The organism is Bacillus subtilis subsp. subtilis str. 168 (assembly GCF_000009045.1).
In the GTDB taxonomy this organism is placed as follows: domain Bacteria; phylum Bacillota; class Bacilli; order Bacillales; family Bacillaceae; genus Bacillus; species Bacillus subtilis.
In genome coordinates this window covers 1,354,283-1,369,860 of the sequence record NC_000964.3, presented here as the reverse complement: position 1 = coordinate 1,369,860, position 15,578 = coordinate 1,354,283, and the positions used below count along the sequence as shown (strand labels likewise).

13 protein-coding genes are annotated in these 15,578 nt (G+C 46.9%); 1 reads left to right on the top strand and 12 read right to left on the bottom strand.

Going from position 1 to position 15,578, the window contains the following annotated elements:
* Positions 1–27 precede the first annotated feature (27 nt).
* From ykfD to proCC, 10 genes are all read right to left on the bottom strand, one after another.
* On the bottom strand, positions 28–1,017 hold the full coding sequence (ykfD, locus tag BSU_13000; RefSeq protein NP_389183.2) for a putative cell wall oligopeptide ABC transporter (ATP binding protein): 990 nt from the start codon (positions 1,015–1,017) through the stop codon (positions 28–30).
* A 12-nt stretch (positions 1,018–1,029) separates the two neighbouring features.
* The gene (eepC, locus tag BSU_12990; protein ID NP_389182.2) at positions 1,030–1,920 is read right to left on the bottom strand and encodes a gamma-D-glutamyl-L-diaminoacid endopeptidase; all 891 of its coding nucleotides are present in this window, start codon (positions 1,918–1,920) and stop codon (positions 1,030–1,032) included.
* Positions 1,917–3,017: an L-Ala-D/L-Glu epimerase gene (gene aeeB, locus BSU_12980; protein NP_389181.1), complete on the bottom strand. Its 1,101-nt coding sequence runs from the start codon at positions 3,015–3,017 to the stop codon at positions 1,917–1,919. Before aeeB ends, eepC begins: the two co-directional genes overlap by 4 nt.
* Entirely contained in the window at positions 3,014–3,973 is a 960-nt protein-coding gene (gene ldcA, locus BSU_12970; RefSeq protein NP_389180.2) for a muropeptide L,D-carboxypeptidase, read from the bottom strand. Before ldcA ends, aeeB begins: the two co-directional genes overlap by 4 nt.
* An 87-nt stretch (positions 3,974–4,060) precedes the next feature.
* Complete coding sequence (gene dppE / locus BSU_12960) at positions 4,061–5,710, bottom strand: dipeptide ABC transporter (dipeptide-binding lipoprotein) (protein NP_389179.2); 1,650 nt, start codon at positions 5,708–5,710, stop codon at positions 4,061–4,063.
* A 2-nt stretch (positions 5,711–5,712) separates the two neighbouring features.
* Complete coding sequence (gene dppD, locus BSU_12950; protein NP_389178.1) at positions 5,713–6,720, bottom strand: dipeptide ABC transporter (ATP-binding subunit); 1,008 nt, start codon at positions 6,718–6,720, stop codon at positions 5,713–5,715.
* Between the two features lie 4 nt (positions 6,721–6,724).
* Positions 6,725–7,687 (bottom strand): dipeptide ABC transporter (permease), encoded by a 963-nt coding sequence (gene dppC, locus BSU_12940; RefSeq protein NP_389177.1) that lies wholly within the window; start codon positions 7,685–7,687, stop codon positions 6,725–6,727.
* Positions 7,688–7,692: 5 nt separating this feature from the next.
* Positions 7,693–8,619, bottom strand: coding sequence for a dipeptide ABC transporter (permease) (gene dppB, locus BSU_12930; protein NP_389176.1), 927 nt, complete (start codon positions 8,617–8,619; stop codon positions 7,693–7,695).
* Between the two features lie 16 nt (positions 8,620–8,635).
* A complete protein-coding gene (gene dppA / locus BSU_12920; RefSeq protein ID NP_389175.2) occupies positions 8,636–9,460 on the bottom strand; it encodes a D-alanyl-aminopeptidase in 825 nt (274 codons plus the stop codon).
* 128 nt (positions 9,461–9,588) lie between these two features.
* Positions 9,589–10,407 (bottom strand): redundant pyrroline-5-carboxylate reductase, encoded by an 819-nt coding sequence (gene proCC, locus BSU_12910; protein ID NP_389174.1) that lies wholly within the window; start codon positions 10,405–10,407, stop codon positions 9,589–9,591.
* Between the two features lie 168 nt (positions 10,408–10,575).
* Between proCC and htrA the strand changes: the two genes are divergently transcribed.
* A complete protein-coding gene (htrA, locus tag BSU_12900) occupies positions 10,576–11,925 on the top strand; it encodes a membrane bound serine protease Do, quality control protease and chaperone (heat-shock protein) (RefSeq protein ID NP_389173.2) in 1,350 nt (449 codons plus the stop codon).
* Between the two features lie 517 nt (positions 11,926–12,442).
* On the opposite strand, the gene ykcC is transcribed toward htrA, so the two are convergent.
* Complete coding sequence (gene ykcC, locus BSU_12890; protein ID NP_389172.2) at positions 12,443–13,414, bottom strand: putative glycosyltransferase; 972 nt, start codon at positions 13,412–13,414, stop codon at positions 12,443–12,445.
* A gap of 11 nt (positions 13,415–13,425) precedes the next feature.
* Positions 13,426–15,576: a putative membrane glycosyl transferase gene (gene ykcB / locus BSU_12880; protein NP_389171.2), complete on the bottom strand. Its 2,151-nt coding sequence runs from the start codon at positions 15,574–15,576 to the stop codon at positions 13,426–13,428.
* Positions 15,577–15,578 lie beyond the last annotated feature (2 nt).

Sequence of the window (15,578 nt, the reverse complement as noted above, 5' to 3'; positions counted from 1 at the left end):
CTAGTAAAAAGGAGCCACTCTTTTTATTTATCTTACTTTTTCCTTCGTTTCAGCATTTCGATACAAATGGCAAGCGACAAAACGGCCGGGTTCGATTTCTTGAAGCTGGGGACGAGATTCTCCACATTCAGGCATCGCCTCCGGACAGCGGGTACGAAACACGCAGCCGCTTGGCGGATTGACCGGGCTCGGCAGCTCCCCTTTCAAGAGAATACGCTCACGCTTGTCCTCCAATTCAGGATCTGGAATCGGAATCGAGGACAAAAGCGCCTTTGTATAGGGATGGAGCGGTTCACGATACAAGGTGCCGCTCTCTGTAATTTCCATCATGTGTCCTAAGTACATAACACCGATCCTGTCACTGATATGCTTCACCATCGAAAGATCATGGGCAATGAATAAAAACGTAAGCCCTTTCTCTTTTTGAAGCCGCTTCAGCAGGTTGACCACCTGCGCTTGAACAGAGACATCAAGTGCAGAAATCGGTTCGTCCGCCACGATAAATTCAGGATTCAGCGACAGTGCTCTCGCAATCCCGATTCTCTGCCTTTGCCCGCCGCTGAATTCATGCGGATAACGGCTGCCAAAATCGGGGTGAAGCCCAACTGCCTCAAGCAGCTCGTCCACGACGAGAAGCCGTGCTTTATGGGTATTGTAGAGATTATGAATCTCCATCGGCTCCAAAATAATTTCTCGAACGGTCATGCGCGGGTTAAGTGAAGCATAAGGGTCCTGAAAAATCATCTGCAGTTTGCGGTTGAAGGCAAACTGCTCTTTTTCACTTAGTGCATGAAGATTTGTGCCGCGGTATGTCACGCTTCCTTCTGTCGGCTGATAAAGGCGCATCAGCACTCTCCCCAAGGTTGATTTCCCGCACCCTGATTCCCCGACTAGCCCGAACGTTTCTCCTTCACGAATCTGAAAGGTGACCCCGTCGACAGCTTTGACTGTCCGCTTTTTCCCTGCGTCAAAATGCATTTTCAGCTGGCTGACCTCTAACAAAGGCAGTCGCCTCATTTGTCTCCCTCCTTATTCTGAAAAACAGCGGCGCACCGCACATAATTCTTTTTCATAGATTGTCTCTGTTAATGTGAGGATTTCGATTGACTTCCCTGTCTTTGGAGAATGAAGCATTTTCCCGCCGCCTACATACAGACCGACGTGATGAATCGCTCCTTTTCCTTCCTCATAAGCAAAAAACAGCAGATCACCGGCTTTCATATCATCAAGCGGGACACCCTTCCCTGCCTTAGCCTGATCTCCCGCATCACGGGGGATGCTGTATCCATTCGCCTTAAATATACTGTACATAAATCCGGAGCAATCAAACCCAAACCCGCTGATCCCTCCCCACAGGTAGGGAAGGCCAAGAAAAAACGCACCCGTTTGAATGATGTCTTCAGCAGTCCCTTTCTGTTGGCTGACAGGCACTGCATCACTTTGCCTCACAAACCTTTCCCCAAAAACGGTCGAAACCTTAAAATATCCGTTTTCTTTTGCAATAAGGGGCAGAACTGTCAAAAAGCTTAATTCGATCTCCTTTTCCCCATTGCTTCTGTACAAAAAGGCAGCAGGTTTGCTGATCATCACATCGTGTTGTGTATGGATGGGCTTTGTTTTTTCCAGCTGGTACTTTTTCATCCAGCCCGGGTATCCGCGCGGATCCTTTCGGGATGGCTGGCTAGGCACGATCACAGAAACCCATTCCCCCTGTTCCGCCGTCACAAGTACCTTTTCGCCAAAGAGAACCTGAGTTTGGATTACATTGTCTGTACATAATCCAAGCCGTTCATCATACGTCATGCGCTCCAGCCAGTCTCTGATCATTACAGTCGGTTGAAGCATGAATTGATCAGACGGACGAGGTGAATCAGGCGCTGTCCAGATGTTGGCCACTGCTGATATGACAGTGTGCATCATTGCTCTTTTTCCCCTTTCAAAAGCGCAGCCCCGATGATTCCGAGGCCCGGTTTGCCAGGCATCGAAATCGTGCTGCCGCTATATGTTATGCCGCCATTGAATACATCTGTTTTCAGCATCAGCGGCGCGTCAAAATCAAAGCGTGTGATGTTTCTCTTGCTTGCCGCAAAATGCGCCGCGGCCGTAATGCCCAGCTTCGTTTCGATCATGCTGCCGACCATACACTCCACCCCGCAGGCCTCCGCCATGGCATTAATTTTCTCTGCTCCGCTGATGCCGCCCGCTTTCATCAATTTAATATTGATCAAGTCTGCGCTCCGGGTTTGCAGAACTTCGAACGCCTGGCGCGGTGTAAAAACACTTTCATCAGCCATAATCGGCGTATCTGTTGCATCTGTCACCTTTTTAAGCCCAGCGAGATCATCTTTATGGACAGGCTGCTCGACAAGCTCAATGCCTAGGCCCGCATCCTCCATTTTCCGAATGGCAGTTACCGCTTCCTTCGGCCTCCACCCCTGATTAGCGTCTAAACGCAGTTTCACAGCTGATCCGACACGTTTTCTGATTTCCTGGATACGGGCGATATCTGTTGCAATATCATCTTTTCCGACCTTTATTTTCAGCGTTTGAAAGCCTTGTTTGAGATAATTCTCGGCATCAGCTGCCATCTCTTCAGGTGAGTTGACACTGACAGTATAATCTGTTTCCAGCGTATCTCGATATCCGCCAAGCATTTGATAAAGCGGCAGCCCGCACATCTGCGCCCAGCCGTCGTATAGAGCCATTTCTACAGCAGCCTTCGCGCTCATATTTCCTGTAAGAAGATGCTGGATGTCGTGCAGAATGGCCTCATAGCCCGCCAGGCTTTTTCCAAGCAATGCCGGCTTCAACACATGGTGGATGGCACTTTCAATGCTATCCATGCTGTCTCCTGTAATCACTAACGTCGGGGGTGCTTCTCCCCATCCGACTGCACCGCTGTCATAAGTAATCCTTACTATGACTGATTCAGCCGTATACACAGTGCGAAGTGCGGTTTTAAACGGCTTTGTCAGCGGGACAGCGATTCGGCTTGTTTCGATTCGAATGATTTTCATGTCTTCAGCGCCCCTTCTGAAACGCCCGCCTCTATTACGGCTGTTTTTTCTGCTGTATTCATAGCAGCTTTCGCACCGATCGGAACGGCAATACTTGGCGAGCAGTGGCCGATTTTAAATCCTCTCAGAGCAGGCCTGCCCGCAGAAATAATATAGTCTTCCAGCACCTGCTCAAGCGAGAGAGACTTCTCTCGCTTCACCGGGACACAATTGTGAAAATCACAAACTAGAATTCCCGCCGCGTCCGTCAGCTTCCCCCCCATTTTCAGCTGATTCAGCATCCGGTCGATTTGATAAGGCTCCTCGTCAATATCTTCAATAAACAGAAGCTTTCCTCTCGTATCAATTTCAAATGGCGTGCCCAGTGTAGACGTCAGCAAAGACAGATTTCCCCCGACAAGCTCGCCTTCCGCTTTTCCAGGAACAAGCTCGGTCAGCGGAGAAAGCTCTTCTGTATAGGTGAATTCCGTCTCCTGGAAGAGCTGCTTATATGACGCTTTTGTCAGCGGGTGAACGTCGTCAAGGCCAATATCCGTGCTGAGCATCGGGCCATGGAAAGTGACAAGACCTGTGTTTTGATGAATGGCAGTATGTAAAAACGTAATATCGCTGTATCCCCAAAAGATTTTAGGGTGTTTGCGGATCAAGCTGAAATCAATGCCCGCGGCGATACGTCCTGTCCCAAAACCCCCGCATGCGCACAACACTGCTTTTACCTCATCGTCTCTGAACATCTCATGGAGATCCGCCAGCCGCTCATCATCCTGTCCCGCTAAATAGCCGTGCTGGTTTTTCAGCGCCTTGCCCAACTTCACCTGAAGACCGAGCTCTTCTAAAAATAAAAGCGCGGTGTCAAGCTTTTTTGGATCCGGCGGACTTGCGGGCGCGATCACTCCGACTGTATCACCCTTGTTCAACGCTTTCGGCTTGTAATTCAACGAAAACACTCCTTTCATTTGCTCTGCACCCTACGTATACGTGCAAGAAAGAGAAAAAATACCGCTCCTTCGCATAAAGAAGCAGTATTTCCTCAATCGCCTCCATCAGTTTTTATCTGCCCATTTTAAATCGATATAGCCGACAGGGTGACGGACAATTCCTTTTACTTGTTCATTTTGCAGGTGAACCTGATTATAAAAATAAACCGGAATGATCGGCGCTTCATTGATGAGCAGCTCTTCAGCTTGATGCATAAGAGAGAACCGTGTTTTTTCATCGGCTTCGTTTTTCGCCTGTTTGATCAGCTGATCGTATTCTTTATTGGCCCAGCCTGTGCGGTTCATCGAATTTCCCGTTTGAAAGGCTTCCAGAAAACTGATAGGGTCTGCATAATCAGGCAAAAATGAGCTTTGAGAGAATTGGAATTTCAGCGCTTTTTGATCCTCTAAAAATACGTTCCATTCCATATTGGCCAGCTTCACATCGACTCCAAGGCTATTTTTCAATTTTTGCTGAATAGCTTCGGCAATCTTTTTATGCTCCGGCTTTGTGCTGTAAGTAAGCGTGATCGCAGGAAGCTTATTATAGTTTTCTTCCTTCATGCCCTTTTCGAGCAGCTGCTTCGCTTTGCTTTCGTTAGGCTTGATCAGGTCTCCGCCTGCTTCACGGAAATCTTTGCCGTCAGGCTGCGTAAACCCAGGCGATACAAAGGCGTGCGCCGGTTTTTCATTATTTTTCGTGACGTACTTTACAATTTCCTCTTGATCCACAGCCATCGCAAAGGCTTTTCTGATGTTTTCATTTTGGAACGGCTCCATGTTGACATTAAATCGATAGAAATAGAGACCCGCCTGGTCAACAATATTGACGTTATCCTGATCAAGCAGCTGATCACTCAGCTCAGCAGGGACATAAGCGGTATCAAGTTCCCCTGATTGAAACATCTGGTAATCTGTATTTCTGTCACTGACCATCGCCCATTTCACCTTATCAAGCTTCACTGTATCCTTATCCCAATACGTGTCGCTTTTCTCCATTGTGATGCTGTCATCATGCTTCCATTCCGTCAGCTTAAACGGGCCGTTTCCGACAAATGTATCCGACTCAGCAAACCACTTTGGATTGTCTTTATCGACCTTTTCATTTACCGGGAAATACGCGGGATTGGACACAACGCTCAGGAAATATTTTTGCGGTGCTTCCAGTGTAACTTCAAGGGTTCGATCATCCTTTGCCGTCACCTTCACATCGTCTTTTTTCCCTTTCCCGCTGTTATATGCTTCGCCGCCTTCAATAAAATAACCTAGGAATGCCGATGAAGCGCCTTTTTTCGGATCAAGCATCCGCTTCCACGCGTATTCGAAGTCTCCGGCTGTTACAGGATCTCCGTTTGTCCATTTCGCATTTTCCCGAATCGTAAATGTGTAAGTTTTATTATCTTTCGAAACAGACCATTTCTCCGCCATTGCCGGCTCGGGCTCATGATCTTTGCCAAGACGCGTCAGCCCCTCCATGATGTTATTTAACGGCTGCCATGACACATTATTAAAGCCGATCGGCGGATCGAATGAAGTCGGTTCATTTTCATTATTTACATACAGCACCTTTTCTCCGCTGGTTTTTGCCTTATCATGACTGCCTTCTTTTCCGGCCTGTTCATTTGCTGTGCACCCCATCAGCGCAAACGAAAGTCCTAATGCAAGACCCATGCCCCATAGCTTTTTCACTCGTTTCATCCTCTTCCCCCTTTTCATGTTCAATCCTTCGCATCTCCTGACAGCACCGCATGCTCTGCTCGTTGATCCTGCAGCCAGCAGTTGACGGTGTGCGAGTCAGATCTGATCGTCTGGCCCGGGTACACCCTGTCACACACAACCATCCTGTTCGGACAGCGGGCGGCAAACGGGCAGCCCGGCGGAGGCGAAAATAAATCCGGCGGCGTTCCGTCAATCGGGGTCAGCTCAGCGCCATTTAAATCCAGCCGCGGGACAGAGCCCAGCAGGCCTTTTGTATATGGGTGCTGCGGCTGATAAAAAATATCTTTTCTTGTGCCGATTTCCGCCATTTTCCCGGCATACATGACTGCGACTCTGTCAGCTACCTGGGCAACAACCCCTAAATCGTGCGTAATCAGAATGACAGACACATCCGTTTTTCTCTGAATCTCTTTAAACAGCTCTAAAATCTGTGCCTGAATGGTTACATCCAGGGCGGTGGTCGGTTCATCCGCAATTAAGATATCAGGCTCGCAAATCAGCGCCATCGCAATGACAATCCGCTGTCTCATACCGCCGCTGAATTGGTGGGGATATTGCTTTAGGCGCTCTCCGGGATCTGGAATACCAACCAATGACAGCATGGAAAGCACCTCTTTCCGTGCCGCTTTTTTGCTCATTTTTTTGTGGCGCAATAGCGCTTCCCCCAGCTGGTCGCCGACAGTCAGCGTAGGGTTTAACGCCGTCATCGGGTCTTGAAAAATCATAGAAATGTCGGCTCCCCTTATACCTCTCATTTCTTTGTCAGAGAGACGGCAAAGGTCTTTGTTTTTAAATAGAATCCTGCCGTCTGTCACCTTCGCCGAATAAGGCGGAAGCAGGCCCATGATGCTTTGGGAGGTAACGCTTTTGCCGCAGCCGGATTCGCCGACGATCGCAAAGGTTTCTCCTTTATACAAATCAAAGCTCACCCCTCTGACCGCCTGAACCGTCCCGCCGTAAGTCGTAAAAGACACGTGCAGATTTTGGACTGACAGAACTTTTTCCATACAGCTACCTCCTCAGCTTAGGGTCAAGCGCATCCTGCAATCCGTCCCCCAGCACATTAAACGCGTACATCGTCAGAGATATGAAAAAGGCCGGAAAAAACAGGCGCCACCAATGCCCAGATAAAATCGTAGGCAGGCCGTCATTCGCCATCACGCCCCAACTTGCAAACGGAGCCTGTATGCCCAGGCCGAGAAAGCTTAAAAATGATTCTGCGAATATGGCGGCAGGTACGGTTAATGTCATTTGTACGATGATCGCTCCCATAGTATTCGGCAGCAAATTCTTCCGGATGATGCGAAAGGTTTTCGCGCCAAAGGTTTTCGAGGCGAGTACATATTCATAATTTTTAATCTGAAGCACCTGGCCTCTTACAATTCTCGCCATGCCGACCCACCCGGTCACAGTCAGCGCCACAATAATCGTGCCCAGTCCCGGTCCCATGAGCACCATCAGCAAAATGACAACAAGCAGATACGGCAGTCCGTACAGCACTTCGATAATCCGCATCATAATGCTGTCAATCCTGCCGCCTTTATAGCCGGCAACGCCTCCGTAAATGACACCGATCAAAAAATCAATCAGTGCTGCCATCACGCCGACAAACAACGAGATTCTCGCGCCATACCATGTTCGGGTAAACACATCCCGGCCGAGTTCATCGGTGCCGAACCAATGATCGGCTGAGGGCGGAAGATTTTGTTCTGTCAGCGATTGGCGTACGACACTATGGGGCGATAAAAAGGGCCCGATAACTGCCATGACAAAAAGAAATAAAAGAATAAAGAGTCCGGCCATCGCTAATTTATTTTTTTTCAGCCTCCTCCAGGCATCCTGCGTGTATGACAAACTCGGCCGCTTGACCGAATCGGCTTCCCGATTTTTTTCCTGATTCAAGACAAACCACTCATCAGGCACCTGATTGTGCTGTTCTGGCTGGCGTTCATCCGTTTGTACAGGGAGATTCACACGCTTCACCCTTTCTTATGCAGTTTAATGCGCGGGTCTAAGAGACCGTAGGCCAAATCGACCAAAAACAGCATGATAATCAGAATGACGCTGTAAAAAACGGTCGTTCCCATAATCACGGGGTAGTCCCGCTGATTAATGCTTTCAACAAAATATTTTCCCATTCCCGGAATGGCAAAGATTTTTTCAATGACAAAGCTTCCTGTTAAGATGCTGGCGACGAGTGTGCCCAGGACGGTAATGACGGGCATGAGTGCATTTCTGAGTGCGTGTTTTACGATAATTTTGAACGGAGAAAGCCCTTTTGCTTTTGCTGTGCGGATATAATCCTGTGTCAGAACTTCGACCATGCTCGACCGTGTCAGCCTGGCAATGATCGCCATTGGCCCTACAGCAAGCGCTGCGGTCGGAAGCACCATATGAATCGGGCTCGTCCATGTCGCAGCGGGAAATAGTTTGAGATTGACAGCAAATTGCTGAATGAGCAATGTTGCCAGAATAAAATTCGGGATGGAGATGCCGAGTACTGCAAGACTCATCGCGGCGTAGTCCAAAAAGCCATTGCGGCGGAGTGCAGCGATTACGCCCAGCACCAGCCCAGAAATCACAGCAATGACAATCGCTGTCATCCCAAGCTCAAAGGAAACGGGAAATCCGCGTTCCAGCATATCATTTACGCTGTCCGACGGTTTTTTAATTGAAGGTCCGAAATCGAATGTAATGATGGATTTTAAGTAGAAAATGTATTGGAAAATGAGAGGATCGTCTAAGTGATAGTAGGCTTCGAGATTTTTTTGAACGGCTTCATTTGTGCCTCTCTCCTCGTTAAAAGGAGATCCGGGAATGACCTTCATGAGAACAAAAGTCAGGGTGGTAATCACCAAAATCGTAGCTGCCATTGCCCAAAAACGCTTTATCATGTATCGCGCCAAAGCCTAAAACACCCCTTTAGCAGAATGATGTCCGCATCGCAAGCTCAGTCATGACAAGCATCGCCTGATAGGCTTCAAGCATGTCCTTCGCCTGAAATTGAACGGTTGTAGTTCCCGTCTTGATTTCCGTTCCCGGCATCAGATTCGCCCATTCTGCTTGGCCATAATTGGCGAATTCAATGCTCAGAACTGGCCTGTCAGGCGGTGTGAGCGGCTTGACTTTGTCCTTGTTTTGCAGGGCAAATGCGGTTTTTTCTGTCAACAGCCGTCCGGCTTTCGCAGGCGACAAGCACTTCACTGCGGATCTTGAAATGGTTTGTTTGACTGCGGCTGTCGTCACGTTCGGGATAAGCTCTTCTGCTTCCTTCGCCGCCCGGTCATCCCCGGCTACCATTAATACCGGGACATCATAATAACCGGCAACGTATGCATTTAATCCAAGCTCACCGACAGGCCGATCGTTTATGTAAAAATGACGGACGCCGAAAATCATGCTGTGTGACATGACACCAGGAGTCGAGGCTCTCGCATGATAACCGAGAAACAAAGCGCCTCTAAACGTATCATCCAGTCCCTCCACCATTGAAAATGGTTTGACGTCACCAGAAATCAAGTCTGCTTCAGGGTGAAGCTTTTCAACCATCAGATTATTCATCTTCGAATGACTGTCATTGACCAGCACCTCGGTACACCCGCTGTTAAACGCTTCAGCAATACAGTAGTTTGCTTCTTCAGTCATGATAAGCCGTCCGCGTTCATAATTCCGCTTGCCGGAATCCACAAAGGTATCGTCCGGAAGACCCGAAATACCTTCCATATCTACTGACATGTACAATTTCATAACGCTCCTCCTTTTTTACTAAATTATGAATATTCTAACAAATTATATTAAAAAAAGAGGAAAAATGCAATATAACTGGGAAAAATCTCAATCATTCAGTGATAAAAAAAGAATCCTCTTTCAAGGATTCATGTTTGTTTACCAACCTGTTCTGTAAGCAGTTCATATTTTCTCAGGGTTCTTTCAAATACCTCATCAAAAACGTCCGGCACAGAGGCGTGTATCACCTCAGCTCCCTCTCCCGTTATTCCGCCTTTGGTTGCAACACGTTCCAGCGTCTCCTCGAAAGACATATTTTTTTCGATCAGCATCTTGCCAGTTCCGTATAGCGAATGAATCAGAAAATCAAAGGCTTCTTCTTTGGACAGGCTGCTGTTTCTGACGGCAGACAGTGCCAGTTCTTCAAAGATTGCAGCTATGAATCCCGGTGCCGAGCTCGTTAAATTGCTGGCCACATCTAAATTCGATTCTTTGATTTCCCGTACACGGCTGAAAACCGATAACAATTCATTCAGACGTTCTTTTTTCTCTGCAGCCAGTGCTTCACTGTGAACGACAAGTGAGATGCCGGCTTCTGCTTCGGACGTAATGGCAGGAATAACACGTGAGATACCGGCTTCTGTTTCTGCCTCCAAAAGACGCAGCGGCACACCGGCAGCTATGGATACGATGTGAGTATTTCTGTTCACATACGGGTACAGACGGCGCATTGTTTCGATGACATGGAGTGGCGGGACGCATATCAAAATCAATTGGCACGTATTTGCCCAATTCTCCAACGGATCAGCCGATACGTTTGGATAATCTGACATGAGTGCCCGCAGCCGCTCCCCCTTCGTTCTCGTCTCAATAAATAGCTCATTCTCTTTTATTTGTTCATGTTTCAACAGCTGTCTAGCGATCATATCCGCCATGCTGCCATATCCAATCAATCCAATCTGTTCCATCGACTCAGTCCTTTCATATACAATATGAAGTGTACCGTTTTCCGCACTTTTTCACAATTTCCCATAATCTTTTCATTTTTATCCCACAGTTTTTGTTTATGATAAACTCAAGTCATAAACCTATCAATATAAATAGACATGTGAAAATAGAGAAACGGAGTGAACATGATGGATAACTATCGTGATGAAAACAGAACGAAAGGTAATGAGAATGAGGTCTTTTTAACGAAAGAGAACGATCAGAGCGCCTCCTACTCGGCCCGCAATGTCATTCATGATCAGGAGAAGAAAAAACGAGGATTCGGATGGTTCAGACCGTTGCTTGGCGGAGTGATCGGCGGCAGTCTTGCTCTTGGCATTTACACGTTTACACCGCTTGGTGACCATGATTCTCAGGACACTGCAAAACAATCATCCAGCCAGCAGCAAACGCAATCTGTTACAGCAACAAGCACCTCCTCTGAATCTAAAAAAAGCTCAAGCAGCTCATCTGCATTCAAGAGCGAGGACTCTTCTAAAATCTCAGATATGGTAGAAGACCTTTCACCAGCGATTGTCGGTATTACAAATCTTCAGGCACAATCAAACAGCTCTTTGTTCGGCTCTAGTTCTTCTGATTCCAGCGAAGATACAGAAAGCGGTTCAGGGTCAGGTGTCATTTTCAAAAAAGAGAATGGCAAGGCTTATATCATTACAAATAACCACGTCGTAGAAGGGGCATCATCACTGAAGGTATCTTTATATGACGGCACTGAGGTTACTGCAAAGCTGGTAGGCAGTGACTCGTTAACTGATTTAGCCGTCCTCCAAATCAGTGATGACCACGTCACAAAAGTGGCAAACTTCGGTGATTCATCTGATCTTAGAACAGGCGAGACCGTTATTGCGATTGGGGATCCGCTTGGAAAAGACCTGTCCCGCACAGTAACACAAGGAATTGTAAGCGGCGTGGACAGAACGGTTTCAATGTCTACATCAGCCGGCGAAACGAGCATTAACGTCATTCAGACAGACGCAGCAATTAATCCAGGTAACAGCGGCGGTCCTTTGTTAAATACAGACGGCAAAATTGTCGGCATTAACAGTATGAAAATCAGTGAGGATGATGTTGAGGGTATCGGATTCGCCATTCCAAGCAATGACGTAAAACCGATTGCTGAAGAATTGCTGTCTAAAGGACAAATTGAACGTCCATATATCGGTGTCAGCATGCTTGATCTAGAGCAAGTGCCGCAAAATTACCAAGAAGGCACACTCGGCCTGTTCGGCAGCCAGCTGAATAAAGGCGTTTACATCCGTGAGGTCGCTTCAGGCTCTCCTGCTGAAAAGGCCGGATTAAAAGCGGAGGATATTATCATCGGCCTAAAAGGTAAAGAAATTGATACAGGCAGTGAATTGCGCAATATCTTATATAAAGACGCAAAGATCGGTGATACCGTTGAAGTGAAAATTCTCCGAAACGGCAAAGAAATGACGAAAAAAATTAAACTGGATCAAAAAGAAGAGAAAACTTCGTAAGACATAATGCCTCAGGCCGTAAAAGCGGTCTGAGGCTTTTTATTAGATAAAAGACCTAATTGTTCTATGAAACTTTCTGACGAGATATCCGTATATCATACAGATTGACATCATTCACATCAGATGCTAGAAACATCGTTTGCTAGGAGGCATGAACATGAAAACCGTGGGACTGGGTATGATCTGCGCAGGATTGGCTTTTCTTTTGCTGAGCTTTCTTCTCTCTGAATCGACGTTGACGTGGGGAATTGTATTGGGTACGAGTATTCTATTAAACATAACTGGTACGGCTCTAATCATGCGTTTCTTAAAAGCCCCCCAATATAACAGCTGACATGCAGCAAAGCCGAGGACGAAATCTTTAAGTTTTGCTGTTTTTATTTCAGCATGACTGAACCGCAGTACAAGCTCACAATCTCTTCTTTACCCAATTTCCATATATCTATCAGCATCTTTTGCTTTAGATCGTGCTCAGAGCATAAAAACCCCCTGTCCATTACGGACAGGGGGTTTGAGGTTATGACATATGCTGGTCTCTATAGAGTCTTTTATTTTCAATTCCATACGATTTTTGGACGATGTAAAGCGGCCTGTCTTTGGCTTCATCGTAGATTCTGCCGATATATTCGCCAATCACGCCCAAAATCAGAAGGACAATGCCGCTGAACAGGAGCTGGATCACAATAAGTGATGACCAGCCGGTAATCGTGCTGTCTGTGAATAGCTTCAGATACAGCACGATAAACATATACAGAAATCCAGTACCTGACATTAAAATCCCCGCATAGCTTGCCAGCTTCAGCGGTTTATGTGAAAATGTCGTGATGCCGTCCATTGACAGCTTCAGCATTTTCTTGAGCGGGTACTTTGTTTCTCCGGCGAGCCTTTCATCACGTACATACTCGACCGCTGTCTGTTTGAAACCCACCCAGCTGACTAGCCCTCTTACAAATGGATTTTTTTCTTTTAATCTCTTCATTTCATCACAGACTTTTCTGTCCATGAGGCGAAAATCCCCCGTATCAATCGGGATATCAATATCTGTCATACCGCTGAGAAGCCGGTAAAACATAGCCGCGGTTTGTTTTTTGAAAAAGGTTTCCCCTTTTCGTTTAGTCCGTACGGCGTACACGACTTCATAGCCTTCCTTCCACTTTTCAATCATTTCTAAAATCAGTTCAGGAGGGTCCTGCAAATCGGCGTCAATGACGACGATTGCATTCCCCTGTGCATAATCCATACCTGCCGTAATGGCGATCTGATGTCCAAAATTCCTTGAAAAATCAATAATTTTCACTCTCGGATCGATCAGGCTGTGCTCTCTTAAAATCTCAATACTGCGGTCTTTGCTGCCATCGTTGACAAAAAGCAGCTCGTAGTTTTCCTTCGTTTGATCCATGACCTCTTTTAAGCGCTGATAGGTTTCATGAATGACAAGCTCTTCATTATACACAGGTACAACAATTGAATATTGAATATGTCTGCTCATGTTTTTGCCTCCTATTCATCAGCATGTAGTTCGTATAATGTTGCTGACTGATTCATTCCGCCAGGTCCGCCCATTTTGCCGTTTTCACCTGAAGCCTTGCTGCTTGATGTATCAGCTGAATCAGTATTTTCTGTTTTTTGATCAGAACTTGATTGCCATTTTTCTGATGCTACTTCTTTTCCATTTTTCTCAACCCATTCAACAATGTCATTGTTTCCGCCTCTTCCCATTCCAGAAGCCAAGAAGTATTTCACTTTTCCTTCTTTTACAAGTTTTTTGAATTGAGTCAGTGTGATTGCCGGGTCAGAACCGCTGTATCCACCAATAGCCATGACAGCTTTTTTCGTTTTAATGATATATGGTGCCGCTGTGTTCGAATCGGTTGTGGCGAATAGGTATTCAGCTCCGGAGTTATTCTCCTCTAGATATTTGATCAGTTTTTCATTTACAGTCGCATCAGACATTCCCATGCCTTTTCCGCTCATTGATGCGAGTTGAGGGCCTGTTTCAGGCAGTGAGCTGTTGCCTCCGTACAGAAGCGGTGTACTTGCCCAATACATCGGCATCACCAGCAATGCGAGGAGAGCTGCAAGTGAAACATAATAACTGAACGGTTTTTGGCGCTGTTTAAACAGCAGCAAAGCAATCGCTGACAACACGCCGATAACACCTACCCCGATACTCCATCCAACACCGATTTGATCGTTGTAGTTTCTGAGAATAAACAATTCAAATCCAGTTGTCGCAATAATTGCTCCCGGCAAAAGCCATGCTTTCCAGCCTGTCTGATTGCGGTACAGATGAACAAGAGCGACCCACCCCGCACCGACAAGAGCCGCAATCGGCGGTGCCAGCATGATGAGATAATAATGATGGAAAAATTCTGCGACACTGAAGAATCCGGCAATCGGTACAAGCCACGCAACCCAGAACACCGTTTCCTTCTGCTCTACAGATAATCTTCTTCTTTCTCTTGCGCCAGCGATCAGTAAGCCTGCGATTCCAAATATCGCAAATGGCAGAAGCCAGCTGATTTGATCAGATAACTCTTGTTGGAAAAGCCGCAGTGGACCAGGTGTTCCCGTTCCAAACATCCCTGAACCTGATTGCATTTTCGAACCGGTTCCTGTACCGCCTTTCCCTCCGTCTCCGCCGGGTCCGCCTTGGCCGCCATCTCCGCCGCTTGGAGGGCCTCCTTGACCGCCGCTTGGCATTTGGCCATTGGATGGAGGCGCCGCCATATTGCCATTTGAGGATTTACCATCGCTTGATGAGCTGTTGCTTGATGACTGATTAGGCGGTGCTTGAGTGTTATCAGAAGAAGACATTTCTTTTGAAGCGTCTTTGTTTGGCGCACCCTGGCCGCCGCCTGAATTTTGGCCTGTCAGCCGCTGGATTCCGTTATAGCCGAAAGCCAATTCCAAAACAGAGTTGGTTTGGCTGCTTCCGATATAAGGCCGCTTGCTTGCAGGGATATTGTCAACAATGAGCGGCCACGATAACGAAACGGCTGCTAATACGGCTAACGCACTTACCAATGAAACGATTTTTTTCTTGATTGTGGCGTTTGCCGCAATCAGATAGAACAATAAGAAAGCCGGTAAAATCATGTAAGCCTGCAGCATTTTTGTATTAAAACCTACTCCAACAACGAAAAATGCTGCTAACAGCCAGATCAGCTTTCCTTTTCTGATCGCTTTAAAGAGAAGCCATGTAGCAAGCAATAAGAAAAATACCAGTAATGCATCAACATTGTTTGTACGTGCTACAGCTACAGCTATCGGCGTACATGCCATAACAAATGAGGCAATACGCGCCGCCGTTTTTCCAAATGTCGGCTTTATCAGCAAGTACATAAGAAGGACAGAACCTACACCAGCAAGTGCCTGAGGCAGGATGACGCTCCAGCCGTGCATACCGAATATCAGTGCGCTGATCGTTTGGATTTGGTATGTAACAGGCGGTTTATCTACTGTTATAAAGCCGGCAGCATCGAACGAAGCATAAAAGAAATTATGAAAGCTTTGCATCATACTTGTAACTGCCGCGGTGTAATAAGGATTCACCGTGTCGTCCTTCCAAATGTTATAGATATTTAAGAATGCAGATGCGAGCAAAATGAGGAGGAGGACGATATCCAGCTCGCGTTTTTTCTTTTCCACTT